General features: G+C 64.1%; 26 protein-coding genes. 15 read left to right on the top strand and 11 right to left on the bottom strand.

Annotated elements, in window-relative coordinates:
- Positions 1-203: 203 nt before the first annotated feature.
- Positions 204-494, top strand: coding sequence for a DUF1127 domain-containing protein (locus AC1DZ8_RS00475; protein ID WP_477308863.1), 291 nt, complete (start codon positions 204-206; stop codon positions 492-494).
- Between the two features lie 183 nt (positions 495-677).
- On the opposite strand, the gene AC1DZ8_RS00470 is transcribed toward AC1DZ8_RS00475, so the two are convergent.
- The 5 genes from AC1DZ8_RS00470 to AC1DZ8_RS00450 all read right to left on the bottom strand — a co-directional run bounded on the left by AC1DZ8_RS00470 (position 678) and on the right by AC1DZ8_RS00450 (position 5,077).
- Entirely contained in the window at positions 678-971 is a 294-nt protein-coding gene (locus AC1DZ8_RS00470; protein ID WP_477308865.1) for a hypothetical protein, read from the bottom strand.
- A gap of 49 nt (positions 972-1,020) precedes the next feature.
- Complete coding sequence (locus AC1DZ8_RS00465; RefSeq protein WP_477308867.1) at positions 1,021-2,055, bottom strand: DUF937 domain-containing protein; 1,035 nt, start codon at positions 2,053-2,055, stop codon at positions 1,021-1,023.
- A 90-nt stretch (positions 2,056-2,145) separates the two neighbouring features.
- A complete protein-coding gene (locus AC1DZ8_RS00460; RefSeq protein ID WP_477308869.1) occupies positions 2,146-3,519 on the bottom strand; it encodes a glutamate--cysteine ligase in 1,374 nt (457 codons plus the stop codon).
- A gap of 144 nt (positions 3,520-3,663) precedes the next feature.
- On the bottom strand, positions 3,664-4,398 hold the full coding sequence (locus AC1DZ8_RS00455) for a 16S rRNA (uracil(1498)-N(3))-methyltransferase (RefSeq protein ID WP_477308871.1): 735 nt from the start codon (positions 4,396-4,398) through the stop codon (positions 3,664-3,666).
- A 31-nt stretch (positions 4,399-4,429) separates the two neighbouring features.
- Positions 4,430-5,077 (bottom strand): hypothetical protein, encoded by a 648-nt coding sequence (locus tag AC1DZ8_RS00450; RefSeq protein WP_477308873.1) that lies wholly within the window; start codon positions 5,075-5,077, stop codon positions 4,430-4,432.
- A gap of 87 nt (positions 5,078-5,164) precedes the next feature.
- Here AC1DZ8_RS00450 and AC1DZ8_RS00445 point away from each other — a divergent pair, with 87 nt between their 5' ends.
- Both AC1DZ8_RS00445 and AC1DZ8_RS00440 read left to right on the top strand, forming a co-directional pair.
- Positions 5,165-5,863 carry a type 1 glutamine amidotransferase gene (locus AC1DZ8_RS00445; protein ID WP_477308875.1) on the top strand — a complete coding sequence of 233 codons (699 nt, stop codon included), beginning with the start codon at positions 5,165-5,167 and terminating at the stop codon, positions 5,861-5,863.
- Between the two features lie 275 nt (positions 5,864-6,138).
- Positions 6,139-6,279, top strand: coding sequence for a hypothetical protein (locus tag AC1DZ8_RS00440; protein WP_006206855.1), 141 nt, complete (start codon positions 6,139-6,141; stop codon positions 6,277-6,279).
- Here AC1DZ8_RS00440 and AC1DZ8_RS00435 read toward each other — a convergent pair.
- From AC1DZ8_RS00435 to AC1DZ8_RS00425, 3 genes are read right to left on the bottom strand one after another with little or no spacing between them, the layout of a single operon-like run.
- Positions 6,276-7,043, bottom strand: coding sequence for a metallophosphoesterase (locus AC1DZ8_RS00435; RefSeq protein WP_477308877.1), 768 nt, complete (start codon positions 7,041-7,043; stop codon positions 6,276-6,278). The two genes, AC1DZ8_RS00440 and AC1DZ8_RS00435, sit on opposite strands and share 4 nt — an antisense overlap.
- A gap of 56 nt (positions 7,044-7,099) precedes the next feature.
- Positions 7,100-8,236 carry an alpha-hydroxy acid oxidase gene (locus AC1DZ8_RS00430; RefSeq protein WP_477308879.1) on the bottom strand — a complete coding sequence of 379 codons (1,137 nt, stop codon included), beginning with the start codon at positions 8,234-8,236 and terminating at the stop codon, positions 7,100-7,102.
- Positions 8,237-8,244: 8 nt separating this feature from the next.
- Positions 8,245-9,042, bottom strand: coding sequence for an FCD domain-containing protein (locus tag AC1DZ8_RS00425; RefSeq protein ID WP_477308881.1), 798 nt, complete (start codon positions 9,040-9,042; stop codon positions 8,245-8,247).
- Positions 9,043-9,250: 208 nt separating this feature from the next.
- Here AC1DZ8_RS00425 and AC1DZ8_RS00420 point away from each other — a divergent pair, with 208 nt between their 5' ends.
- The 7 genes from AC1DZ8_RS00420 to AC1DZ8_RS00390 all read left to right on the top strand — a co-directional run bounded on the left by AC1DZ8_RS00420 (position 9,251) and on the right by AC1DZ8_RS00390 (position 17,066).
- Positions 9,251-10,573, top strand: a complete 1,323-nt coding sequence (locus tag AC1DZ8_RS00420; protein ID WP_477308883.1) for a DUF3422 family protein — start codon at positions 9,251-9,253, stop codon at positions 10,571-10,573.
- A gap of 282 nt (positions 10,574-10,855) precedes the next feature.
- Positions 10,856-12,352: an FAD-linked oxidase C-terminal domain-containing protein gene (locus AC1DZ8_RS00415; RefSeq protein ID WP_477308885.1), complete on the top strand. Its 1,497-nt coding sequence runs from the start codon at positions 10,856-10,858 to the stop codon at positions 12,350-12,352.
- 50 nt (positions 12,353-12,402) lie between these two features.
- Complete coding sequence (locus tag AC1DZ8_RS00410) at positions 12,403-12,864, top strand: endonuclease domain-containing protein (protein WP_477400256.1); 462 nt, start codon at positions 12,403-12,405, stop codon at positions 12,862-12,864.
- 62 nt (positions 12,865-12,926) lie between these two features.
- Positions 12,927-13,511, top strand: a complete 585-nt coding sequence (locus AC1DZ8_RS00405) for an ASCH domain-containing protein (protein ID WP_477309855.1) — start codon at positions 12,927-12,929, stop codon at positions 13,509-13,511.
- On the top strand, positions 13,508-14,716 hold the full coding sequence (locus AC1DZ8_RS00400) for an FAD-binding protein (RefSeq protein WP_477309856.1): 1,209 nt from the start codon (positions 13,508-13,510) through the stop codon (positions 14,714-14,716). The genes AC1DZ8_RS00405 and AC1DZ8_RS00400 overlap by 4 nt, the downstream gene beginning before the upstream one ends.
- A gap of 12 nt (positions 14,717-14,728) precedes the next feature.
- Positions 14,729-16,027 carry a glycolate oxidase subunit GlcF gene (gene glcF, locus AC1DZ8_RS00395; protein WP_477309857.1) on the top strand — a complete coding sequence of 433 codons (1,299 nt, stop codon included), beginning with the start codon at positions 14,729-14,731 and terminating at the stop codon, positions 16,025-16,027.
- A 31-nt stretch (positions 16,028-16,058) separates the two neighbouring features.
- On the top strand, positions 16,059-17,066 hold the full coding sequence (locus AC1DZ8_RS00390) for a hypothetical protein (protein WP_477309858.1): 1,008 nt from the start codon (positions 16,059-16,061) through the stop codon (positions 17,064-17,066).
- A 9-nt stretch (positions 17,067-17,075) separates the two neighbouring features.
- On the opposite strand, the gene AC1DZ8_RS00385 is transcribed toward AC1DZ8_RS00390, so the two are convergent.
- Together AC1DZ8_RS00385 and AC1DZ8_RS00380 are read right to left on the bottom strand one after the other, a co-directional pair.
- Positions 17,076-17,996, bottom strand: a complete 921-nt coding sequence (locus AC1DZ8_RS00385) for a bifunctional 5,10-methylenetetrahydrofolate dehydrogenase/5,10-methenyltetrahydrofolate cyclohydrolase (RefSeq protein WP_477309859.1) — start codon at positions 17,994-17,996, stop codon at positions 17,076-17,078.
- 267 nt (positions 17,997-18,263) lie between these two features.
- Positions 18,264-19,007 (bottom strand): L,D-transpeptidase, encoded by a 744-nt coding sequence (locus tag AC1DZ8_RS00380; RefSeq protein WP_477309860.1) that lies wholly within the window; start codon positions 19,005-19,007, stop codon positions 18,264-18,266.
- A 209-nt stretch (positions 19,008-19,216) separates the two neighbouring features.
- Here AC1DZ8_RS00380 and AC1DZ8_RS00375 point away from each other — a divergent pair, with 209 nt between their 5' ends.
- Complete coding sequence (locus tag AC1DZ8_RS00375) at positions 19,217-19,855, top strand: DNA-3-methyladenine glycosylase I (RefSeq protein ID WP_477309861.1); 639 nt, start codon at positions 19,217-19,219, stop codon at positions 19,853-19,855.
- Between the two features lie 126 nt (positions 19,856-19,981).
- Here the strand turns inward: AC1DZ8_RS00375 and AC1DZ8_RS00370 are convergent, their stop codons facing one another.
- The gene (locus AC1DZ8_RS00370; protein ID WP_477309862.1) at positions 19,982-20,224 is read right to left on the bottom strand and encodes a hypothetical protein; all 243 of its coding nucleotides are present in this window, start codon (positions 20,222-20,224) and stop codon (positions 19,982-19,984) included.
- A 359-nt stretch (positions 20,225-20,583) separates the two neighbouring features.
- On the opposite strand from AC1DZ8_RS00370, the gene hisS reads away from it, so the two are divergent.
- The 4 genes from hisS to AC1DZ8_RS00350 all read left to right on the top strand — a co-directional run bounded on the left by hisS (position 20,584) and on the right by AC1DZ8_RS00350 (position 25,984).
- Positions 20,584-22,086: a histidine--tRNA ligase gene (hisS, locus tag AC1DZ8_RS00365; protein ID WP_477309863.1), complete on the top strand. Its 1,503-nt coding sequence runs from the start codon at positions 20,584-20,586 to the stop codon at positions 22,084-22,086.
- 172 nt (positions 22,087-22,258) lie between these two features.
- Positions 22,259-23,377 carry an ATP phosphoribosyltransferase regulatory subunit gene (locus AC1DZ8_RS00360; protein WP_477309864.1) on the top strand — a complete coding sequence of 373 codons (1,119 nt, stop codon included), beginning with the start codon at positions 22,259-22,261 and terminating at the stop codon, positions 23,375-23,377.
- Entirely contained in the window at positions 23,374-24,072 is a 699-nt protein-coding gene (gene hisG, locus AC1DZ8_RS00355) for an ATP phosphoribosyltransferase (RefSeq protein ID WP_477309865.1), read from the top strand. The genes AC1DZ8_RS00360 and hisG overlap by 4 nt, the downstream gene beginning before the upstream one ends.
- Positions 24,073-24,217: 145 nt before the next feature.
- Entirely contained in the window at positions 24,218-25,984 is a 1,767-nt protein-coding gene (locus AC1DZ8_RS00350) for an AMP-binding protein (protein ID WP_477309866.1), read from the top strand.
- Positions 25,985-26,037 lie beyond the last annotated feature (53 nt).

Below are 26,037 nucleotides of genomic sequence, written 5' to 3'. Positions count from 1 at the left end.
AGATTAGAAACATTCGTTGGATTAATCAATCGCGTCGTGGCAAATTCCCTGACATCCACATGAAGCCACTGCATGTCGCCCAAAAGTAGGCCCCGGTTTTGGGGCAACGACATGCACCACTTTAAGTGAATCGAGACCGGAACGGCGCTCTTCCCAGGCACCGTTTGCCCGGCTTCGTCCGCTCGACTCCGAAGGAGACTGACATGACCACGATCGATTTCGCCACCGAGACCTCGCGCATCACCTCGCGTCCGGCCGTTGCGACGCGCGTGGGCAACGCTCTTCTCAACGCCTTCCAGGCCTGGAAAAATCGCCGCGCCTTCTATCGCCTTGGCGAGATGTCGGACGCCGAACTCGCCGATATCGGCCTGACGCGCGCCGACCTCCATGTCGCTATCGATGTGCCGTTTGGCGCCGATCCGACCGTGAAGCTGCGTGCGATCGCCAGCGATCGAGCCGACACGATCGAAGATCTCGCCCGTAAGGTAGCGTGATATCAGGCGCTTTGTTTCGGTCGCCGTGAACCATTCTGCGGCTCGCGGCGACAAAAAAGAAGTATCGCAGGCGTCCCCACTCCCTGCCGGGTCCCCGCCGGCCAGCCTGCACATTGGCCCGGTCCTCCTCCAGGACCGGGCTTTTCTTTTAGGGTCATCACCTTTGACGAACCTAATTCAAGCCTAGCGGCGAAGATCTGATTGGTGCAGGATGCCGGGATCGCCAATCCGGCAGCACCATCTCACATGTGGAAAGGAGCGGGTGTACTTGTTCCGGATCACGATGCCCTCGGCCACCAAGTTATCTGGCTGACCATTGTCCCCAACATCGTCGGAATAGATGGCGATCGGGAGGCCTTCAACCAAATTCACGTCGGTTCCATGCACATCCTTTTTGACATCAGTTTGCGATAGCAAAACTACGTCAATTTCCATCAGTTCGTTGAAATCGACGTAGAATAGCGGGCGCTCTGCCATCGTCTATTGTCCTTCGACGCAGCCTTCTCCAGCCGCAGCGAGTGTCAGACTACCGCCGGTCCATGTCCCGCTTGAACTGATCGAAGATCGTTTCCACGCCCTTCTGATATTCGTCGCGCTGCTGGGCGCCGGTCTCGAACATCTTGCCGAAAATATCGTCGAACGGGTTGCGTGGCCTGCCGCTCGGATTGGTCTGCGGTTGCGGCGCCTGGCGCTGTTGCGGCGGCTGCCGCGGCTGAGGTGCTTGCGGCTGCTGTGGCGCCGGCTGGCCACCGGGCAAGCCGAAGCCGCCGCCACCACCTTGCCGCAGCATCTCTTCGAAAATCTTGCCCAGCGGGTTGTCGCCGTAAGGGCTCTGCGACTGTTGCGGCTGCGCCCGACCCTTCGGCTGTTGCGCTGCGCCGCCGCCGAACATGTCTTGCAGCACCTTGCCGAGTGGATTGTCGCCATAGGGGTTGGGCGCCTGCTGCGGCTGGTTTTGCGGCTGTTGCGCGCCGCCGCCGAACATGTCCTGCAGCACCTTGCCGAGCGGGTTCTCGCCATAAGGGTTGGGTGTCTGCTGCGGCGCCGGCTGTGCGCCGCCGCCGGCCTGCCGCATCATCTCTCCGATGATGTCGCCGAGCGGATTGTTGCTGCCGCCGAAGCCACCGGCGGCCTGCATCTGGTTTGTAGTTTGCTTGAACAGTCCGCCCATCACCATCGAGGCGATGGCCGGCAGCATCTGCTGCAGGATCTGCTGGCTGACGCCGGTCGCCTGCGCCGCCTGGCTGGCCACGGCGCGCGATAGCTCCTTGGAGCCGAACAGATGCCCCAGAATGTCATTGCCCTCATTGACGCCTTGCGGCGAGAAAGCCCTGGTCGCGTCCTCGAAATATTTGGCGTGCTGGCCACTTGCCATCGCCGTCATGAAGGCGCCGAGCCCGTAGGGGTCGGCCGTGTTGCGCTGCAACCCTTGCGAAAAGGCCGGCAGCAATGCAGCAACCGCAGCCTGCGTCTGCTGCATCGAAAGCCCGTATTGCTGGGCAAGCGCCTGCATGCCGTTGCCGTTCTGGGCCTGCGCCAATATGTCGAACAAGGTAGGCATAGGGTTCTCCTCCGGGAAATCCTCGAGGGAGAGCCTAGTTCGTTTCGATGTTCGATTGAAGCGGCTTTTGCCGCTGCTCAAGCCGCGCCGTTAATACGCATATTCCATGAACACCGGCTCGATCGAACCACCCCAGCGCGTGTGGTAGGCCGACAGCATTTCCTCGGCGCTGGTGGTGCCCCGCGCCACGACTTCGTCGAGCGTATTGAGGAACGAGGTCTCGTCATAGCCGTCGCGGTTTTTCTTGCCGCGGTTCTTCAGGCCCATGCGCGAAATGACCAGCACGTCGCGGGCGATGTCGCGCAGCGTCGTGTTGCGGAAGGGCGCCGAAATGCCTTGTTCCGGCACTGCATTGCGCATCGCCAGCGTCTCTTCATAGGTCCAGCTCGCGGTCAGCGCCTCGGCGGCGTCGAGAGCGGCCTCATCGTAAAGCAGTCCGACCCAGAAGGCCGGCAGCGCGCAGATGCGCCGCCACGGTCCGCCATCGGCGCCGCGCATTTCAAGGAAGCGCTTCAGCCGCACATCCGGAAACAGCGTCGACAGATGGTTCGCCCAGTCGCCCATCGTCGGCAGCCCGTCCGGCACCTCATTGCGGGCAGCACCGGCCATGAACTGGCGGAAGGTGATGTGCGTCATGTCGTGATAGTGGCCGTCGCGGATGACGAAATACATCGGCACGTCGAGCGCCCATTCGACATAGTCGGCAAAGCCGAATTCGGGCGAGAAGCAGAATTCGAGCAGGCCCGAACGCTGGTTGTCGGTGTCGCGCCAGATGTCGCCGCGCCAGCTCTGCAGCCCATTCGGCCGGCTGTCGGTGAAGGGCGAGTTGGCAAACAGCGCCGTCGACAGCGGCTGCAGCTTCAGCGACACCTGCATCTTGCGGCGCATGTCGGCTTCGCTTTCGAAGTCGAGGTTCACCTGGATGGTGCAGGTGCGATACATCATGTCGAGACCCTTGGTGCCGACCTTGGGCATGTAGCGGGTCATGATCTCGTAGCGCGATTTCGGCATTTTCGGCGTCTCGGCCAGCGACCATTTCGGGCTGCCGCCGAGGCCGAGGAAGCGGATGCCCATCGGCTCGGCGATCTCGCGCACCTGCGCCAGATGCGCATTGCCCTCGCGGCAGGTCTGGTGGATCGACTCCAGCGGCGCGCCGGAGAGCTCGAACTGGCCGCCCGGTTCCAGCGAGATGGCGCCCTGGCCGGTCGGCTCGACCAGGCCGATGATGCGGCCGTCGTCGATGATCGGATCCCAGCCGAGCTTGTGCTGCATGCCTTCGAGGATGGCGCGGATGCCGCGCTCGCCGCCATAGGGCACCGGCGCGTTGCCATCGACATAGAAGGGGAACTTCTCGTGCTCGGTGCCGATACGCCACTTGTCGCGCGGCTTGTTGCCTTCAGCCAGATGCTCGACGAGTTCGTCGATGCCTTCGATCGGCCGGAAATCGGTAGTGTCGCGCGCCATTTGGGGCCCCCTCTGCGGTTCTCGAAAGACCGCCGGCGCTAGATGGACGAAATGTCAGTAGTCGATCAAGCAAAAAATCCTGAGCCACAGGTCAACAGGAATTGAACGTTACCGCCCCGCCCGTCTCTTGCAATAGCCGACGTCTCACCAGTCTCCGATGGTTGCTTGCATCACGGCAAACGCGGCGACCGCCGCCGTGTCGGCGCGCAGAATGCGCGGCCCGAGCGGAATGGCGGTGACGAAGGGGAGCGCTCGCAGCATCCTGCGCTCCTCATCGGAAAAGCCGCCTTCCGGTCCGACCAGCAGCGCCAGTCTCTTCTCCTTCAACCCCTGCAGCGCCGGCAAAGGATTGTTGGTCGAGGCGTCCTCGTCGCAGAAGATCAGCCGCCGTTCCTTATCCCAGCCGGAGAGCAGGCGCTCGAACTTTTCGGCCTCGCGCACTTCTGGCACAGCCAGGATGCCGCATTGTTCGGCTGCTTCGACGACATTGGCGCGCAGCCGGTCGATGGACGGCTTTGCCACTTGCGTGTGCTGGGTGATCACTGGCTGCAGTATGCCGGCGCCCATCTCGACCGCCTTCTGCACGAGATAGTCGAGGCGCCCCTGCTTTAGCGGCGCGAAGCAGTAGACGAGGTCGGGCAGCGGCGGCTGCCGCCGTTGCAAGGCCAGCACTTTCAGCCGCACCGCCTTCTTCGACTTGGCGGCGATCGCCGCCGACCACTCGCCGTCGCGGCCGTTGAAGACAAGGATTTCAGCGCCTTCGCCGAGCCGCAGCACATGCATGAGATAATGGCTCTGCTGCTGGCCGGCATCGAATTCGATGTCGGCTCCGAGATCGTCCGGCACGAAAAGCCGTTGCATCTTGTAATTGGCGCGCATCGCCGAGGAATGGGCGAGGCGGCTCCCGACGTCAAGCCTCGGCCGAAGGGTGCCACACCGGTTCAAAGCCCTGCCGCAGCACCGAAATGGTTGTGGCCGGCGTGAGCAGGCGCAGTGATCGGTCGGCAAGGCTCTCCAATGCCGCCGCATTGCCATAACCGGCGAACGACCAGGGCAGTGCCTTGCCGCCGCGCAGCGCATAGGCGGTGCCGCCATCGGTGATCATTGCCCCGTCGGGCAATCCGGCAAGCTCCCCTACGGCAATAGGCAGCGGTTGCCCGCCTGAAGCCAGCCGCTCCTTGTGCAGGCGCTTGTCGACCATCGGCGCGCGCGGCTCGGTTACGCCGAAGGCTTTGCCGAAACGGCCGACAAAATCCGTGGCGCGCTCACGCCGGCAGTAGAAACAGGGACGGTGCCCGGCCGCCAGCGCCGTCACCTCGTCGAGGAAAAACAGCTCCGTCCAGCCGGCCTTGCCTCCCGGCCTGTTTCGCCCCATCGGCTCGCGGCGCACACTGCGGAACTTGCAGACGCAGATGATCCAGGCCGGCAAAGCCCAGCGCTTCTTAAGGAGCGTCTTGGTCCGCGGGTCGTGGATAATGCCGCGATTGCCGGTAAACAGGCCGCGCTCTGATACCGCATGGATGGCGCCGAACGGATCGACCCGGTTTTGCAGTGGCATAGCTCTCTCCTGGAACGCGTATCTTGGCTGCGATGCTGACGACATGATATCGCTCGTCGCGTCATTTCATGTCAGCAGGGTTTTTCGATGCGGGTGCTGGTAGTCCAGAACTACGACAATACCGGTCTCGGCCAGGTCGGCGCGGCACTAGCCGAAGCCGGCGCCGACCTCGACCTGCGCCGGCCCTACAAGGGCGATCCCCTGCCTGACGACGCGACCGGACACGATGCCATGGTGGTGCTCGGCGGCGGTCAGAACGCGCTGGCCGACGATGACTATCCCTATTTTCCCGCTTTGCTGGAATTGACCCGCGATTTCGCGCAAAAAGATCGCTCCGTGCTCGGCATCTGCCTCGGCGGCCAACTGGTTGCCCGGACTTTCGGCGGTAAGAACCAGGTCGGCGGTGCCACGGAATTCGGCTGGCACAAAGTGTCGCTGACGCCGGAGGCCAAGGCCGATCCGGTGCTTGGTGCGCTCCCCCAGGATTTCCCCATCTTCGAATGGCACGACGACACCTTCGCGCTGCCTGCAAATGCGGTGCGGCTTGCCGGCAGCGAAATTGCCGAGAACCAGGCGTTTCGCATCGGCCGCGCTGTCTACGGCTTCCAGTTCCACTTCGAAGCCGACCGGCCGATGGTGAAGGACTGGAGCACATCCTTCGCACCGCTCATTGCGGAGCGCCATCCCGACTGGCACGACCGGCTCGATGGCGAAATGGCTCGCAACGGAGCGGACGCCGATGCCGCCGGCCTCACCATTGCCCGCGCCTGGGTGGCGACGATCTGAGCCCAGCGGGCGCGGCCGTTGCATAATTGGCACGCGGCGGGGAATCCGCCGGGGACAACCTCTTTCATCCTTGGTTTGTGGCCGAACGCTATCCTACAAGGCGCGCGCTCTGCATCGGCAATGCAACCGCGATGAACCTTCTGTGTGCTCCGCGCGACACACCGCCGATACAGAATCGACCTACAAGCGCGAAATCGTCGAAACTTTGAGACGAATTCTCCGTTTCAACGCATTGGTAACCGCCTCGTGCCCAGATGCAGGAAGTTCAACTAGAGATGACGTCCGTGAAAGCAGCGCTTCTGTCCTTTGTCATGCTCTCTGCCATCGTGCTGTGCGGTCTCGGCATTTATTCCGCCGATGCAGCCAACAACCATCAGGCCGTCGACGGCTACGGCGTCACCGCCGCGCTTCGCTAAAACGCCTTTCCTTCCACAGTCAGGATACGCTTGTCCGCGCCGTCTACGGCGAGCGCGCTGAGCATGCCCGACTGCCAGGCGAGCGTGTCGACATTGACGCGGTTGGGCATCGCCTCGGCCTCTGGCACGGGGGTGTGGCCGTGCACGATCACCTTCGGGTAAAGCCCCGGATGGTTGTGGAAGACGTCGCGTATCCAGATCAGATCCTGCGGGTTCTGGCTCTCCAGCGGCACATCCGGCCTGATGCCGGCATGGCAGAAGAAGAAATCACCGAAGCTTATTGAAAACGTCAGCGACCGCAGGAAGTCGAGATGGGCCTGCGGCACGGCCTTGACCAGCGCGGCGTGTCCCCGCCGCACCGTTTCTGCCTTGCCGAACCAGCTGATATCTCCAATCAGGTCGACGCCATAGGATCGTGCCGTCTGCACGCCGCCATAGCGCATGAACAGCCCGTCCGGGTCGGGTTCGTCGAGAAAATCGAGGAAGCCGATATCGTGGTTGCCGGCGAGCATCAGATGCCGTGGATCGCGTTTTTGCGCCGCGATCAGGAAATCGAGGACGCCTTTGGACTCGAGGCCGCGGTCGACATAGTCGCCGAGGTGGATGACGCGCCAGTCGGCGGTCGGCTTATATTCGAGCTCACTCTCGATCCGGCGGTGCATGGCGGCGAGCAGGTCGTGCCGGCCATGCACGTCGCCGATCGCATAAAGGCGCATGCCGTCCGGCGCGCGTGCGTCGAGATAATGGATGCCGGTCTCGGTCAAGGCTGGCGCCGTCTCCGTGATCCCAGCGAGGCTAGGGCCAATCGGTGAACAAGGTCCTAGCGCCGCAACTGATCCTTGCCCATGTCGGTTACCAGGCGTTTGCCGCACAGCGCCAGCGTGATGTCCATCTCCTTGCGGATGATCTCCAGTGCCAGGGTGACCCCTTCCTTGCCCATGGCGCCGAGCCCGTAGAGGAACGGCCGGCCGATATAGGTCCCCTTGGCGCCGAGGCACAGCGCCTTCAGCACGTCCTGGCCCGAACGGATGCCGCCATCCATATGCACCTCGATCTCGTCGCCGACGGCATCGGCGATTTCTTCCAGCGCCATGATCGACGACGACGCCCCGTCGAGCTGGCGACCGCCATGGTTGGAAACGACGATGGCGTCAGCGCCGGTCTTGACTGCCATCAGCGCATCCTCCTTGTCGAGAATGCCTTTCAGGATCAGCTTGCCGCCCCAGCGCTCCTTGATCCAGGCGACGTCCTTCCACGACAGCTGCGGGTCGAACTGTTCGTTCGTCCACGAGCCCAGCGAGGAGACGTCTCCGACGCCCTTGGCATGGCCGACAATGTTGCGGAAGGTGCGTCGTTTGGTGCCGGCAATGCCCATCAGCCAGCGCGGCCGCATGGCGATGTTGGCAATGTTGGCGAGCGTCATCTTGGGCGGCGCCGACAGACCGTTGCGGATATCCTTGTGGCGCTGTCCCAGGATCTGCAGGTCGAGCGTCAGCACCAGCGCCGAGCATTTCGCCGCCTTCGCCCGGTCGATCAGGTTGAGCACGAAATCCTTGTCGCGCAGCACATAGAGCTGGAACCAGAACGGCTTTTTGGTCACCGAGGCGACATCCTCGATCGAGCAGATGCTCATCGTCGACAGCGTGAACGGCACGCCGAATTCTTCCGCCGCCTGCGCCGCCAGCATCTCGCCATCGGCATGTTGCATGCCGGTCAGCCCCGTCGGCGCCAGTGCCACCGGCATCGCCACTGTCTGGCCGATCATGGTCGATTCCAGCGAGCGGTTGCTCATGTCGACCAGCACGCGTTGGCGGAATTTTATCTTGTGAAAGTCTTCTTCGTTGGCGCGGTAGGTGCTTTCCGTCCAGGCGCCGGAATCGGCATAGTCGAAGAACATTTTCGGCACCCGCCGGCGCGCCAGATCCTTGAGGTCTGCAATGGTGAGGATGTCGCTCATAGTAGTCCCTAACCTGTTGTCTTCATGCCGTCGCCGGCGTCGGAGCGTTGCTTGAGCCTGAGCCGCGACACGCGCTGCCAGTCGCCGCTGCGCTCGGCCTCGAGCATCGAGCGCTCGACATAGGAGATGTGGTCCATCGCCGCCTGGCGGGCGGCAGCCGGGTCGCCGGCCTTCACCGCTTTGTAGATCGCACGGTGCTGGGCCAGCAGCGCCTCGCGCGCGCCGGGCACGGTGAACACCAGCAGCCGGTTCTGGAAAACGCCTTCCGACAGCAGCCGGTAGCAAGAGCGCAACGTGTGCAACAGAATGATGTTGTGCGCGCATTCGCAGACCGCATGATGGAATTCGACGTCGATCTCCGCCTCGTCGTCGAAATCGCCGGTGCGGTGCGCCTCGTCCATGCGCGCCATGATGCGGTCGAGCAGCGCAATGTCGTCCACTGTCGCACGCCGCGCTGCATATTCGGCCGCGACGCCCTCGATCTCGCGGCGGTATTCCAGATAGTCGGTCACCGCCTTGCGGTGCATGGAGATGAGGTCGGTCACCGGCTTGGTGAAAAGCTGGCCGATGACATCGGCGACATGGGTGCCGCCGCCGGCCTTGGTGGTCAAAAGTCCGCGCCCTTCCAGCGCCTTCAGCGCGTCGCGCAGGATCGGCCGCGACACGTCGAACTGGCGCGCCAGTTCGCGTTCGCCCGGCAGCCGGTCGCCGGTGCGCAGCACGCCTTCGAGGATCAGACTTTCGATCTGCTGCACCACCTCGTCGGCGGTGCGCGAATGCTCGATCCTGGAAAAAATATCGCTCAACGGGGGCGCCTGGGAAATCCTGCTGGTATCGAGCAAACTAAGGCCAGTGTCGCCAACTGGTCAAATTATTTATCCAATTCGCTAGGCCCGGTCGCTTTCCGTGCCGTGCCGGCGAAATCGCTTCGGCTAAACTTTGCTGTTTACGCGCCTCTTCCGATGTCCCAAGACGACGCGACAACACGAAGGGTCGAGAACAGGGGGACCAGCCGTGTCGGACGAGACGTCCAATCTCGAATTCCAGCCGCGCGCCCAAGGCAGCGTGATGGGCTTTCCCGCGCATGAGGGACGGCCCGGCGCGCTTGGCGAGGTCCACGCCCGGCCGCATCCGCTGATCGACAAGCCGCGCATGCTTGTCCAGCTTGCCTTCATGACCGAAGGCGGCTCCGGCGTCGACATGGCCGTGCTCTCCGAACTGTCGCGGCGCCTCGGCATCGCGGCGCCCGACCGCCATGCCCGCCACCACGCCATGAAATGGGGCAAGGGCACGCTGCGTTGGGAGCGGCACACCGAATTTTCGACCTATCTGTGGGAAGGACCGCTTGCCGAAAACAGCAGGGCGCAGGAAGACTCGCCCTTTGGCAACGGCTTTTCGCCGCCGGGAACCGTCATCTCCGGCATCCGGCTCGAAATCCGCAAATGGACGCAGGCGAGCGAGAAGCTGATCGCGGCCTTTGACCCGACGAGCCTGTGCTATTCGCTGGTCGAGCGCGGCAATGCGGCCATCATCACCGATTTTCGCCAGGATGGCGACGGCATGACGCGCATCCTGGTGCTCGACCGCGGCCTGACGCCGGCGAGGACCGGCGCGCTGTCGCAGCGGCTGATCGACATCGAGACCTACCGCACACTTGCCATGCTCGGCCTGCCGCTGGCGCTGACGCTGTCGGGCCGCGCCCGCCGCATTGAGGATCGGCTGGCGCAGACCACACTGGAAATGAAGGTCACTGAAACCCGCGACAGCCAGACGCTGCTCGCCGACCTGACCGAGCTTGCCGCGGAACTGGAAGCCGATGCCGCTTCCAGCCTCTATCGCTTCGGCGCCAGCCGCGCCTATGACGGCATCGTCGTCGAGCGGCTGGAAGCGCTGGAGGAGGAGGCGGTGCCCGGCTACGACACCTGGGGTGGCTTCCTGCAGCGGCGCGTCGCACCCGCCATGCGCACCTGCCGTTCGGTCGAGGAGCGCCAGGCCAACCTGTCGCGCAAACTGACCCGCGCCACCACGCTGCTGCGCACCTGGGTGGATGTCGAAGTCGAAAAGCAGAACCGCGATTTGCTGGCCTCGATGAACAATCGCGCCCGCCTGCAACTGCGCCTGCAGCAGACGGTCGAGGGTCTCTCGGTGGCGGCCGTCTCCTACTATGTCGTCGGCCTGATCTCCTATCTTGCCAAGGGCGCCTCGATCTTCGGCCATGCCTTTGCGCCTGAGGTCGTCACCGCCGCTGCGGTGCCGGTCGCCATCCTGCTGGTCTGGTGGGGCGTGCGGCGGGTGAGGCGCATGCATTCAGAGCCGACGAAACATCCCGGCGAGTAGGCGCGCACTTTACCCTCCCCCTTGTGGGGAGGGTCGGCTCATGATCGCAGCGAAGCGAAGATCGTGAGACGGGGTGGGGGTGCTCGTAGAGCACTTTCGTCGCGCCGACCCCCACCCGCTCACTGCGTTCGCGACCCTCCCCACAAGGGGGAGGGTCAAGAGCGCCAGCGGCAGATTGCCGCTGCGGAAGCCCCTTCTTCGCAGCCCCGACCAAAGCAGTGTTTGCAACAGCTTCGCTCCGCTGGTAAAAGATTTTTACCAGTCAAGCAGAGGACGCTGCCGATGTCCGGCCTTGCCATGCCCAAGCCAGACGACGCCACGATGCGCCGGCGCGGCGAGATTGTTGCCGACATGCGCATCATCGTGCCGGGCGAGGGGGTTGTCGACGCCACCAACGAAATGCGTGCCTTCGAAAGCGACGGCCTCACCGCCTATCGGCAGTTGCCGCTGGTCGTGGTGTTGCCGGAAACGGTGGCGCAGGTGTCGCGCATCCTGAAATATTGCAACGACCGCAACATCCGCGTCGTGCCGCGCGGCTCCGGCACCTCGCTCTCCGGCGGCGCGCTGCCGCTCGAAGATGCCGTGCTGTTGGTCATGAGCCGCTTCAACCGCATCCTCGCCATCGACTATCCCGACCGCGTTGTTGTCGCCCAGCCGGGCGTCACCAATCTCGGCATCACCACCGCCGTCGAGCAGGAGGGCTTCTATTACGCCCCTGATCCGTCCTCCCAGATCGCCTGCTCGATCGGCGGCAATGTCGCGGAAAATTCGGGCGGCGTGCACTGCCTGAAATACGGCCTGACCGCCAACAATGTGCTGGGCATCGAAATGGTGCTGATGAATGGTGAGGTGGTGCGGCTCGGCGGCAATCATCTCGACAGTGAAGGCTACGACCTGCTCGGCGTCATGACCGGGTCGGAAGGCCTGCTTGGCGTCGTCACCGAGGTCACCGTGCGTATCCTGAAGAAGCCGGAGACAGCGCGCGCGCTGCTGATCGGTTTTCCGACCAGCGAGCAGGGCGGCCAGTGCGTCGCCGACATCATCGGCGCCGGCATCATTCCGGGCGGCATGGAGATGATGGACCGCCCGGCGATCCATGCGGCGGAAGATTTCGTCCATGCCGGATACCCCTTGGATGTCGAGGCGCTGCTGATCGTCGAACTCGACGGGCCTGGCGTCGAGGTCGATCATTTGATCGGCCTGGTTGAGGCGATCGCCTACAGGAACGGCTCGACCACCTGCCGCATCTCGCAATCCGAACAGGAGCGGCTGAGTTTCTGGGCCGGCCGCAAGGCGGCCTTCCCCGCGGTCGGCCGCATCTCGCCCGACTATTACTGCATGGACGGCACCATCCCGCGCAAGGAACTGCCGAAGGTGCTCGCCGGCATGCGCGAACTGTCAGAGAAATACGGGCTCGGCGTCGCCAATGTCTTCCATGCCGGCGACGGCAATCTGCACCCGCTGATCCTCTACGACGCGAATGTGCCGGGCGAACTCGACAAGGCGGAAAGCTTTGGCGCCGACATCTTGCGGCTCTGCGTCAAGGTCGGCGGCGTCCTGACCGGCGAGCACGGCGTCGGCGTCGAGAAGCGCGACCTGATGCCGGAAATGTTCAACCAGATCGACCTCGACCAGCAAATGCGCGTCAAATGCGCCTTCGACCCAAACCACCTGCTCAACCCGGGAAAGGTGTTTCCGCAACTGCGCCGCTGCGCCGAGCTAGGGCGCATGCATGTGCACCGTGGGCAGGTGGCCTTTCCGGATATTCCGAGGTTTTGATGGGGGCCTCTCAAAACTTGGGTTCCTCGCCCCCGCAAAGCGGGGGAGAGGTGGCTCGGGCGAAGCCCGAGACGGAGAGGGGGACGCCCGATGCGCCGAGCCGCCGCTCGCCTGAAAAGATCGCCCGTGCACGCGAACTTCGCCAAGGCGATAATCAGGCCGAGGCCGCCCTCTGGAACGAGCTGAAAGCCAAGAGACTGGGTGGATACAAGTTCGTGCGCCAGATGCCCATCGGTCCGTATTTCGCGGATTTTGCTTGTCGAAGCCAAAAGCTGATTGTGGAGTTGGACGGCAGCCAGCACGCTGAAAGCAGTTACGACAGGCGACGCGATGAATTCATGCGAGACCAAGGTTTCTCCGTTCTGCGTTTCTGGAATCATGATGGGCTGAAGAACACGAGGAGTGTTTGCGCAACGATCCTTGCGGTGCTGGAAGGGCGGATTGCTGAAGACATAGTTGCTGCGGACCTCAGGTTCGTTTTTGCCAGGAAGACGGGAGATAGCGCTCTATGATGGCCCCCTCTCCGTCCCCCGCCTTGCGGGGGCGAGGAACCCAAGTTCTGTCGAGGCCTGACGTGTTGTTCAAGCAAGCCTCGCTGGACAAGATCGCGCGCCATAAGGTGACGCTCGCCTTCCGCCGCTGGAAGCGGCCGACGGTCAAGGCCGGCGGGCGGGTGAGGACGGCATTGGGCGTGGTGCGGATCGGTGGCATTACCATCGTGGAGATGACCGAACTGATCGAGAAGGATGCGATCTCCGCGGGCTTCGCCACGCTTGCGGCCCTCCGGCAGATGCTTGGCCCGGATGACGGCACCCCGGTCTACCGCATCGAGCTCAACGGCATCGAAGCCGACGAGCGCGTCGCTCTGCGCGACGAGGTGCTGCTGTCCGATGCGGACTGGCATGCGCTGACCACGCGCTTCGCGCGCTGGGACAAAACGGCGCCCGGCTATTTCCCGTCGATCCTGCAGGCAATCGCCGCGCATCCGGAAGTGCGGGCGGCGACCCTGGCTGCCAATGCCGGCGTCGAGACGCTGAAATTCAAACAGGACGTTCGCAAGCTCAAGGAACTCGGCCTGACCGAGAGTCTTGAGGTCGGCTACCGTCTGTCGCCAAGAGGCGAGGCGGTGCTCGAAAAACTGCGGGAACACAGGCTTTGACCACTTTCACGCCCACCACATCGGCCGAAGTTCTCGCCACCGTGCAATGGGCGGCGGCGGAGGTGACGCCGCTGGAAACCATCGGTCACGGCTCCAAGCGTGGCATTGGCCGGCCGCAGCAGCAGAGCGAGCACACACTCGACCTTTCGAAACTCACCGGCGTGACGCTTTACGAGCCGGCCGAACTGGTGCTGTCGGCAAAGGCCGGCACGCCGCTTGCCGAGATCGAAAAGCTGCTCGCCGAAAGCGGCCAGCAGCTTGCGTTCGAACCGATGGACTACGGCCCGCTGCTCGGCGGTATCCAGGGCAAAGGCACCATCGGCGGCGTGCTTGCCGCGAACCTGTCGGGACCGCGCCGGCTGAAAGCGGGCGCCGCGCGCGACCACATCCTCGGCATCAACGCCGTTGCCGGCCGCGGCGAGGCCTTCAAGTCCGGCGGCCGCGTCGTCAAGAATGTCACTGGCTACGATTTGTCGAAGCTGATGGCCAACAGCTGGGGCACGCTCGCCGTGTTCACCGACGTCACCTTCAAGGTGCTGCCGGCGGCCGAGACCGAGGTCACGCTTGCCGTCCGCGGCCTGCTCGACGATGCAGCGGCTAGCGCCATGGCGCTGGCGCTCGGCTCCAGCGCCGAAGTGTCGAGCGCCGCCCATCTGCCCGAGCGCATCGCTGCGCGCGTTGCCGGCGGCGCGCTCGGTGCCGACGCCGCGACGCTGCTGCGTGTCGAAGGGTTCGGTCCGTCGGTCGCCTATCGCATCGAAGCGCTGAAGACCCTTTTGAAAAATGCCGGCCCGTTGCAGGAGATCGCGGGCGAAGCCTCGCATGCCGTCTGGCGTGACATCAGGGATTGCGCGCCCTTCGTCGATGGCAGCGAAAAGCCGGTCTGGCGTGTCTCCATGGCACCCTCCCAGGCCCATCAGATGGTGCTGACATTGCGCATGCAGATCGGCGTCAGCGCCTTCTACGACTGGCAGGGCGGACTGGTCTGGCTGCGCATGGAGGAGGGCGACCCCGAGGCCGGCCTGCTGCGCGGGCTGATCAGAAAACATGGCGGCGGCCACGCGACACTGGTGCGTGCCGCCCCGTCGCATCGCGCCGCCGTGCCGGTGTTCGAGCCGCAGGCGCCGCATCTGGCGGCCCTGTCGGCCAGGCTCAAGGCCGAGTTCGATCCCGAGGCCATCCTCAATCCCGGCCGCATGGCCTAGGACACGAAAGCGATGCAGACCAACTTTTCCCTTGCCCAGCTAGCTGATCCCCACGTCGCGGAATCGGAAAAGATCCTGCGCAAATGCGTGCATTGCGGCTTCTGCACCGCCACCTGCCCGACCTATGTCACACTCGGCAACGAACTCGATTCACCACGCGGGCGCATTTACCTGATCAAGGACATGCTGGAGAACGGCCGCCCCGCCGACAAGGAGATCGTCACCCATATCGACCGCTGCCTGTCCTGCCTTGCCTGCATGACCACCTGCCCGTCGGGCGTCAACTACATGCATCTGGTCGACCATGCCCGCGCTCACATCGAGGAGACTTACAGGCGGCCGCTGCTCGATCGGCTGACCCGCGCCATGCTGGCCTTCGTGCTGCCCTATCCCGCGCGCTTTCGTGCCGCGCTGAAACTGGCGAGACTGGGCAAGCCGTTCATAGGCCTGTTCGAAAAGCTGCCGGCCCTGAAACCACTCGCTGCGATGCTGAAACTGGCGCCGGCCTCGATTCCCGCCGCGTCGCCAATGGCCTCTCCCGGAATCCATGCCGGACAGGGGATCAGGAAAGGCCGCGTCGCCATCCTCACCGGCTGCGCCCAAACGGTGCTCGATCCCGCCATCAACGAGACGACGATTGCGCTGCTGACGCGGCTTGGCGTCGAGGTCGTGGTGCCTGAGGGCGAGGCCTGCTGCGGTGCGCTGGTGCATCATATGGGGCGCGAGGCAGCCGCCCTTGCCTCGGCACGGCAGAATGTCGATGCCTGGACGCGTGCCATCGACCAGGGCGGGCTCGACGCCATCGTCATCACCGCGTCGGGTTGCGGCACCACCATCAAGGATTACGGCTTCATGCTGCGCCTCGATCCGGCCTATGCTGAGAAGGCCGCGCGCGTCTCGGCACTGGCCAAGGACATCACCGAATATCTCTCGAGCCTCGACCTGCCGGAGCCGGTGCGCAAGCCCGGCACGGTCGTCGCCTATCATTCCGCCTGCTCGATGCAGCACGGCCAGAAGATCACCCGTCAGCCGAAGGAGCTGCTGGCCAAGGCCGGCTTCGTCGTGCGCGAGCCGCGCGAGGGGCATCTGTGCTGCGGCTCGGCCGGCACCTACAACATCCTGCAGCCGGAGATCTCGGCAAAACTACGGGACCGCAAGGTGAAAAACATCGAGGCGACCGGCGCCGAGATCGTCGCCACCGGCAACATCGGCTGCATCACCCAGATCGCGTCGGCCGCAAAGCTGCCGGTGGTGCACACGATCAAGCTGCTTGATTGGGCCTATGGTGGAGAGCCGCCAAGAATGATTTGATTGCCGGGCGCTCGCTCGTAACAATAGTGCGATGACCGATTTAGAAACGCTGGAAATTGAAACCGTCGTTCGGCTCCTGTCGATGACGCCGCGCCTGACTTTGCAGGCACGCTATGAAGATTGCACGGCGATCGTCGCCAAGCATCTGAAGGGCGGGTCCGAGTTCCTTTTGGCGCTGACAAAGGCAGCCGTCAAAGCCGGCGTTCACCAGACCACTCTGATCGACGACGTGGTGTCGTTTCTCGACGATGCAGATCTGGCCCGGTTGGCATTTTTCCTACAAGGGGAAGTCAAACGCGGAAACGACATCGAGGATCTACTGGCTCACGTGGCCCTGCAGGCGCCGGAACTGTTTCCGGACAGCACCTTAAGCGACATTCCCGATTTCACGGATTGGCTGACGCATGCCGATCCGCGCTCGCCGCCGGCCTGTCACCATCTTGTCTTTGAAGGGGGCACGCCAAGCGACCTGTCCTTTCCGACGCACCGCAATCATCCCACCTGGCATCTGGCGACCGCAGGGCGACCATTCACGATTGGCGGTGAGGGGAGGGCAATATGCACGGGTTGCGGCAGCAGACTGGTCCATCTCGTTACCTTGGACGACTCCGGCGTTGACATAATGCCATCGCTTCCTCGGCTCCGCATCGAGACGTGCGAGGGTTCTCTTGAACCAACCTACTATTCCCATGACGCCGCCGGAGTGCCGACACAGATAGCGCCGTTCCATTCCGACATTGATGTGCCAACCGAGCCGGCCACAAAGGAGAGCATCGTCCGTCTTGCGCCCACACCCTCGCGCTGGCTCAGGCAGTCATGGGGGATAAGCAATTCGCGGCAAAATCTCTTCCGGCTTGGCGGCCTGCCGTCCTGGGTTCAGGGGCCTGAGTTTCCGCTTGTTCCCGGAACAAATCGAAAGATGCAATTTCTTCTGCAGTTCGATTCACTGGCCGGCTTCTTCTGGGGCAGCGGTGGCATGCTTTACGTCTTCTGGGACGAAGAAAGCCGGATCACCTGCCACGTGCCGCAATTTACGTGACGACGGCGCTTACTCCGCCGCCAGCCTGTCCACCACGCCGTAGGTCGCTTGGTAGCGCGCGCGCTGGCGGCTGAGCGCGACCATGGTGTTGCGCAGCAGGATCGCCACGGTGATCGGGCCGACGCCGCCCGGCACCGGTGTGATCCAGGACGCGACGTGCCTGACACTCTCTGTATCGACGTCGCCGACGATGCGGCTTTGCCCGTCCGGGCCGATCTCGGAATTGATGCCGATGTCGATGACGGCCGCGCCGGGCTTGACCATATCGGCCTTGATCAGCCGCGGCTTGCCGACAGCAACGAACAGCGCATCGGCGCGGCGCGCATGCGCGGCCACCGAACGCGTCATGTGATGGCACACCGTCACCGTCGCGCCTTCGCTCATCAACAGAAAGGCGATCGGCTTGCCGACGATTTCGGAATGGCCGACGACGACGACTTCGAGCCCCTTGAGATCGAGGCCGGTTTCCTTCAGCAACTCGACCGAGGCCGCCGCCGTACAGGGCGCGAGGTCGAGCTGGTTGTAGACGATGTTGCCGATCGAGGCCGGATGCATGCCTTCGACGTCTTTGAGCGGATGCACCGCCGCCTGCAGCGTCTTGATCGGTATATGCGCCGGCACCGGCCGCTGGATGATGATGCCGGTGACGCGCGGATCGGCGTTGAGCCCGTGGATCGCCGCCTCGAGTTCGCCGGCGGTTATGTCGGCGGGGAACCGTCGCTCCTCGAAGGAGATGCCGGCAAGCGCGGCCTTGGCGCGCTGGTTGCGCACATAGACATCGACTGCATCGGTATCGCCGACGGTGATCGACACCAGCTTTGGCGGAAAACCTTCGGCGGTGGCGATCGCGGCATCCTCGCGCACGGCGGCGATGATGCGCTGGGCGACCGGGCCGCCCCGGAGATAGCGGCTGTCGTCTGGCTGAGACATGGCTGGACCTTTGCAGGGGAGTTTGGTCGCCCCTATAGCAGGGCAAATGTGGCAAGGGCAGCGTGAAAGCGAACCGTCATCCCCCTGCCGCGACGTTCTGGCGCAGCTTGGCTCGCCTGCCATCGGTCTCTCGACAAAGAGAAAGGGCAGCGCGGTTTCCCGTGCTGCCCTTTCCTGACTGGCCGCATCCCCACACGGCCCGTCCCCCGTAAACCCTCGCCGATCCCTGAAGACCTAGCCTTCTGGATCAGATGATTCGGTAGCCGACTATATCACGACCACGGTCGTTCCAACATTGACCCTCTCGTAAAGGTCAACCACGTCCTCGTTGCGCATGCGGATGCAGCCGGAGGACACCGCGCCGCCGATCGTCCATGGTTGGTTGGTGCCGTGAATTCGATATTCCGTGGTGCCGAGATAGAGCGCGCGGGCGCCGAGCGGGTTCTCTTCGCCGCCGGCCAGATAGGTCGGCAGGTAGCGGCCCTTGGCGGCCTCGCGCCTGATCATCTCCGCCGGCGGGCGCCAGTCCGGCCAGACGCGCTTGTTGGTGATCTTGTGCGTGCCCGACCATTCGAAGCCCGGCTTGCCGGTGCCGACGCCATAGCGCCGCGCCTTGCCGTTGTTCTCGACCAGGAACAGGAAATTCTGCGTCGTATCGATGACGATCGTGCCCGGCTTCTGCGGGCCGTCATAGGCGACTTCCTGCGGCAGATAGAGCGGATTGATCTGCGGCCGCATCACCATGCGCTTGGCCGGCGCCTGCACGGAAGCGGTGCGCACCCGGTCGGGTTGCGCCGGCTGCGCATAGCGCAAGCGTGGCTGTTGGACCACCTGACGGCTCTGGCGCACGATGCCGGGCGCCCGGCCAAGCTGCAGCACCCAGGGAGCGGAAAGGTCGGGGCTCACCATCACCGGCGGCCTGTCGGCATAGCGGTCGTTGGCGGCGGACGAGGCAGCGCCGGCGGCCAGAATGGCCACGGCGCCGAGCACGGAACGCAAAAAGATCTTCATCGGAACGCACCTTGATCGTCGAACGGACGGAGGCGGAACGTGCCCCCGGTTGCGCGATCCTTGGCGCGAAGCCGCAACCGAAACATGAATCGGAATGCGTAAAATGCCGCTTTGTCAGTAAACCTTTTGGTGTGGTTACCGCGGCGTTCAGGAATCTGGTAAAGCCGCGGTAAATGCGGCGCGACAGCGCATTAACGAATGGATTGGCCATGGCACAAGACAATACCGGCCTGCTGACCGGCGACGACGGCATCACGCGCTGCTTCTGGCATGGCAATCTGCCGGACTATCTGCACTACCACGACCATGAATGGGGTAGGCCGGTGGCCGACGACCGCAGGCTGTTCGAAAAGATCTGCCTCGAAGGCTTTCAGTCAGGCCTCTCCTGGCTGACCATCTTGCGCAAGCGGGAGAATTTCCGCGAGGCCTTCGCCGGCTTCGATTTCGACAAGGTTGCCGCCTTCACCGATGAGGATGTCGAGCGCCTCGTCGGCAACGCCGGCATCATCCGCCATCGCGGCAAGATCGTCTCGACCATCAACAACGCCAAACGCGCCCGCGAAATGGTCGATGAGTTCGGCTCGCTCGCCGCCTGGTTCTGGAAGTTCGAGCCGGGGCCGGACGAGCGGCCGGCGGTCGTCGACCTCACGCATTTGCGCGCCAATCCGACGACGGCGGTCTCGGTCCGGATTTCGAAGGAACTGAAGAAGCGCGGCTGGAGCTTTGTCGGCCCGACGACGGTCTACGCCTTCATGCAGGCGATGGGCCTGGTCAACGACCACCTCGAAGGCTGTGTGTGCCGGGAGCAGGTGGAGAAGGACAGGAAGGCGTTCAAGCGGCCGAAGTAGCGCCGCCCCTTACCTCCCCCTTGTGTGGAGGTCGCGCCGTAGGCGCGGGTGGGGGGTCCCTTGGTGCCGCACCCCCACCCCGACGCTGCGCGTCGACCCTCCCCACAAGGGGGAGGGTAAAGAAACTCACGTCCCGCTGGCGCCGGTCAGGAACAGCCCTGCGACAATCGCCGCCAGCGCCGCAAAAGCCGGATAGATCACCAGCAGTCCGGTCATCAGCGCCTCGCGCATCGTCGAGCCTTTGCGCTCGTCGGCAGTGATCTCGAACGGACCGAGGCTCGCCGTCACCGGCGCACGGCTCTCGGCCGGCCGCAGTCGAACTTCATGCAAGCCGTCGTCTCTAATATCGAACTTCCGTGCCGCGGTCATGGCCCCAACCCCTTGTTTCGGCGCGCTTATCGGCTCCGATTGTGTCGGCACGATGCCGCACCGATGGCGGAATTGTTTCCTTTTTTGGTGCGTTTTGTTTCGGACCATGGCTGCCTTTACCTTCTCCCCTTGTGGGAGAAGGTGGCCGAGCGAAGCTCGGTCGGATGAGGGGTGCTCCAGCTTGGCATCGACGGCGATCCGTCCAACACCCCTCAAACGTCTCGGCGCTGCGCGCCGATCCACCTTCTCCCACAGGGGGAGAAGGAAGAGCGCTAACCCTTGCCGCTCCCGGCTGCATCGGTTAGGACACGCGCGCCGTGGAAAGCGGTAATTTGCCCACGAAACGCCGAGTACATCCCATGGCCGACAAATCGGAAAAGACGAAAGCGCGGCTGCCGCGCGGCTTTGCCGACCGCAGTGCGGACGATATCCGCGCCGTCGAGAAGATGATGGCGACGATCCGTTCGGTCTATGAGCTCTATGGTTTCGAGCCGGCCGACCAGCCGCTGATCGAATACACCGACGCGCTGGGCAAGTTCCTGCCTGACCAGGACCGGCCGAACGAGGGCGTATTCTCGTTCCAGGATGACGACGAGCAGTGGCTGTCGCTGCGCTATGATCTGACCGCGCCGACGGCGCGTTACGTCGCCGAGAATTTCGAGAAGCTGCCAAAACCCTATCGCAGCTACCGCTCCGGCTGGGTGTTCCGCAACGAAAAGCCCGGCCCCGGCCGCTTCCGCCAGTTCATGCAGTTCGATGCCGACACCATCGGCACGCCGGGCGTCGCCGCCGACGCCGAGATGGCGATGATGATGGCCGATGTGATGGAGGCTCTGGGCATCAAGCGCGGCGACTACGTCATCCGCGTCAACAACCGGAAGGTTCTCGACGGCGTGCTGGAGGCGATCGGCCTTGGCGGCGACGAGAATGCTGGGCGCCGGCTGACCGTGCTGCGCGCCATCGACAAGCTGGACAAGCTCGGGCCGGAAGGCGTGAGACTGCTGCTTGGTCCGGGGCGCTGGGATGGCGGCAAGGAAGGCGAGGGTGACTTTGCCAAGGGCGCCGGACTGAATGAGGTGCAAGCCGAGGCCGTCCTTCTCGCGACAGCGAGGGAACAGGCTCGCCAGGATTCCAATGTCAGTGCGAACGCGATCTATCAGGAAGGCGTTGGCGAGCTATCGACCATTGAAGCCTTGGTCAGGGCGGCAGGGTACGGCGAAGATCGTATTGCCATGGACCGCTCGGTCGTCCGCGGCCTCGAATATTACACCGGCCCGGTCTTCGAGGCCGAGCTTCTGGCCGAGATTCCGAATGAGGATGGCCAGATCGTGCGCTTCGGCTCGGTCGGCGGCGGCGGCCGTTATGACGGGCTGGTGTCGCGCTTCCGCGGCGAGCCGGTGCCGGCGACCGGCTTCTCCATCGGCGTGTCGCGGCTGATGACGGCGCTGAAGAACCTCGGCAAGCTGGACACCACCGATGTCATCGCCCCGGTCGTCGTGCTGGTGATGGACAAGGACACCGAAAGCCTCGGCCGCTACCAGAAAATGGTGGCCGAGCTGCGTGCCGCCGGCATCCGTTCCGAGATGTATCTTGGCGGTGCCGGCATGAAGGCGCAGCTGAAATATGCCGACCGCCGCGGCAGCCCGGTCGCCATCATCCAAGGCGGCGACGAGCGCGCCAAGGGCGAGCTGCAGATCAAGGATCTGATCGAGGGCGCCCGCATGTCGGCCGAAATCACCGACAACGCCGAATGGCGCGCCGCACGGCCCGCGCAGGTGACGGTGGCGGAGAGCGAACTGGTCGCCGAGGTGAAGAAGATCTTGGCGGCGCAGGCGGCTGACCGTGCGAAGGGTGGCGCTTGAACACCCCCCTCTGGCCTGCCGGCCATCTCCCCCTCAAGGGGGGAGATTGGATGTCGTGCATGCTTTCGCCAATCTCCGGCGTTGAAGAAGAGGCGCTGCGCGTCAAGCTGCTGATCTCCCCCCTTGAGGGGGAGATGGCCGGCAGGCCAGAGGGGGGTGCCTCGCGCTGCCCATGACCTCCCGCCCCGCCATCGCATCCGAAATCACCAGCCTCTTCGCCACCCGCAACACCCATGCGGTGGAGGTGGCCGTGCTGCAGCCGGCCGATCCGTTCCTCGACATGGCCGGCGAAGACCTGCGCCGCCGCATTTTCTTGACCGAAAGCGAGACCGGCAAGACGCTGTGCCTGCGGCCGGAATTCACCATCCCCGTCTGCCTCGACCACATCGCCTCGCAGGCCGGCACGCCGCGCCGCTATTCCTATCTCGGCGAAGTGTTCCGCCAGCGCCGCGAGGGCGGCAACGAGTTTTTCCAGGCTGGCATCGAGGATCTCGGCGACCGCGATACGGCTGAGGCTGACGCCCGTTCGCTGGCGGATGCGCATGCGCTGCTGCAGCTCGTGCTGCCGGCCCAGACGCTCGCGATCACGCTTGGCGACCAGACCATTTTCGAGGCGGTGCTGGCAGCGCTCGGCCTGCCGCGCGGCTGGCGCATGCGGCTGGCGCGGGCCTTCGGCTCGGCGCCGATGCTGGCGGCAGCGCTCGCCGATCTCGCCAACCCGCCGCGCAACAGCCAGCTTGACGGCGACGTCGCTGCCCTGGTGCTCGACGGCGATCTCGAAGCGCTGTCCGCTCACATCGCCGGCGGCATGGAAGAGGCTGGCCTTTTGGCGTCAGGCGGACGCGCGCCGGCCGACATTGCCCGCCGGCTGATCGAAAAGGCCGAACTGCGCAGCGTGCGGCTGTCCAACGCAGCCTTCGCCGCTCTGAAGGATTTTCTCGCCATCGACGTACCACTCGACGGCGCGCCCCAGGCGCTCGAAAGCTTCGCTGCTTCTGCCGGGCTTGGGCTGGGCGCGGCGCTGGAAAAATTCGCTGCGCGCGCCAAGGCGATCGAGGCGCACGGCCTGCCGATGCGAACAATTCGCTACGATGCCGCCTTTGGCCGACCGCTCGATTATTACACCGGCATCGTCTTCGAGATCGCAGCACTTGGCGGCGAGCGGCCGCTGGCCGGCGGCGGACGCTACGACCGGCTGCTGACGCTGCTTGGCGCCAAAACGCCGATCCCCGGTGTCGGCTTCTCCGTCTGGCTCGACCGCATCGAAGCGCTGCGGGGGGAGCCACAATGATCACGCTGGCGATTCCCTCAAAGGGCCGGCTCAAGGAGCAGGCGCTGGAGGTTCTGGCCAAGGCCGGGCTTGCCGTCAGCCTGCCCGGCGACGAGCGCCAATACCGCGCCCGCATAGACGGCGCTGAAGGCATCGAGGTGGCGTTCCTGTCGGCGTCCGAAATCGCCGGCGAGATCGGCCAGGGCTCGGTCGACCTCGGCATCACCGGCGAAGACCTGCTGCGCGAAAACCTCGCCGATTGGGAGGCGCGCGCCGAAATCGTTGCGCGTCTCGGTTTCGGCCATGCCGATGTCGTCGTCGCCGTGCCCGGCATCTGGCTCGACGTCGACACCATGGCCGATCTCGACGATGTCGCTGCCGATTTCCGCCAGCGCCACGGCAGGCGGCTTCGCATCGCCACCAAATACTGGCGGCTGACGCAGCAATTCTTTTCGCAAAAGCACGGCATCCAGGTCTACCGCATCGTCGAGAGCCTCGGCGCCACCGAAGGCGCGCCGGCGGCAGGCCTTGCCGACGTCATCGTCGACATCACCACCACCGGCTCAACGCTACGCGCCAACCACCTCAAGGTGCTGGCCGACGGCGTCGTGCTGAACTCGCAAGCTTGCCTGGTGGCTTCGCGGAAGGCTCGTGATGCTGCCGATGAGGCGCTCGTGCGCAGCGTCGCGGCCAAGACAGCTTCCATAGTCGCGTAGCAGCGACGCAGTCCCCCCTCTCCGACCGCTTCGCGGCCAGAGAGGGGGATGACGCTGCCATATGCGATAGTTCCCGCTACCATCGACGGGATTTCCACCGCCGCATCAGGCTGATAGGCTCGCCTCATCCCGGGAGGAGACGGCGATGGCGATCAATCTCGACGAACTGAAGAACGCCACCAATCTGCGCGGGCGCGGCAAAGGCGCGACCTTCATTGCTCCGCTCGACGGCCGGGCACATGTCTCCGGCGAGCGCACCCCGCCTTTGCTCGACAAGACCATCCCCGAGCTGTTTTCCGACACGGTCAGCAAATACGCCACGCAGGATGCTGCCGTCTTCGTCGGCCAGGACAAGCGCTTCACCTGGAGCGAACTGTCGGACACGGTCGATACGCTGGCCGCCGGCTTCCTGGCGCTCGGCCTCGAAAAAGGCGACCGCGTCGGCATCTGGTCGCCCAACCGCTGGGAATGGCTGGTGACGCAATTCGCCACCGCCCGCATCGGCCTGATCCTGGTCAACATCAACCCGGCCTACCGGCTGACCGAGCTCGAATATGCCCTCAACAAAGTCGGCTGCAAGGCGCTGGTCACCGCCGCCAGCTTCAAGACCTCCGACTACCTCGGCATGATCGAGACGCTGGCGCCGGAGCTTAGCAAAGCCATCCCCGGCAAGCTCAAGGCGCAGAAATTGCCGACGCTGAAGATCGTCATCCGCATGGGCGACGACAACTCGCCCGGCATGTTCAATTTCGCCGACGTGCTGTCGATGGCCGGCCGCGACGAGCATGACAGCCTCGACCGTATCTCCGAGGGATTGAAGCCCGGCGAGGCCATCAACATCCAGTTCACCTCAGGCACGACAGGCGCGCCCAAGGGAGCAACGCTGACCCATACCAACATTGTCAACAACGGCAATTTCGTCACCGCGGCGATCAAGCTCACCGTCGACGACCGGCTCTGCATTCCGGTGCCGCTCTATCACTGCTTCGGCATGTCGATGGGCACGATGGGCTGTGTCACCAAGGGCGCGACGATGGTGTTCCCGGGCGAGGGGTTTGACGCCGGCGCGACACTGAACGCGGTGGCGCAGGAAGGCTGCACCGGCCTCTACGGTGTGCCGACCATGTTCGTCGCCATGCTCGACCACGCCGACTTCGCCTCTTTCGATCTCTCCAGCCTGCGCACCGGCATCATGGCGGGTTCACCTTGCCCGATCGAGGTTATGAAGAAGGTGGTCTCGCTGATGCACATGCAAGAGGTGACCATCGCTTATGGCATGACCGAGACCAGCCCGGTCTCGTTCCAGAGCAGCGTCGACGACCCGTTGGAGAAACGCGTCTCCACCGTCGGCCGCATCCACCCGCATGTCGAGGTCAAGGCCATCGATACCGATGGCGCCACCGTCGCCGTCGGCGCGCCGGGCGAACTGTGCACGCGCGGCTATTCCGTGATGAAGGGCTATTGGGACGACGTGGAAAAAACCCGCGAGGCGATCGACGCCGATGGCTGGATGCACACCGGCGACCTCGCCACCATAGACGCCGAGGGCTATTGCAACATCGTCGGCCGGGTCAAGGACATGGTCATCCGCGGCGGCGAAAACGTCTATCCCAGAGAGGTCGAGGAATTCCTCTACCGCCATCCCAAGGTCAAGGAGGTGCAGGTCTTCGGCATTCCCGACGCCAAATATGGCGAGGAGCTGTGCGCCTGGATCGTGCTGAAACCCAACCAGATCGCCACCGAGCAGGAGATCAAGAACTTCTGCGCCGGCCAGATCGCCCACTACAAAATCCCCCGCTACATCCGCTTCCGCACCGAACTGCCGATGACGGTCACCGGCAAGCCGCAGAAGTTCCTGATGCGCGAGGCGATGGTGGAGGAGCTGGGGCTGGTGGTGCAGAAGACGGCGTAAAGCGGTTACTTAGCTGCAGTTCGCACCGGGAGGCATCTTGCCTTACCGTACAG

This window comes from Mesorhizobium sp. P2_F7 (genome assembly GCF_056403695.1).
The sequence above is the reverse complement of the archived record's forward strand: the minus strand, read 5'-3'. Positions and strand labels throughout refer to the sequence as shown.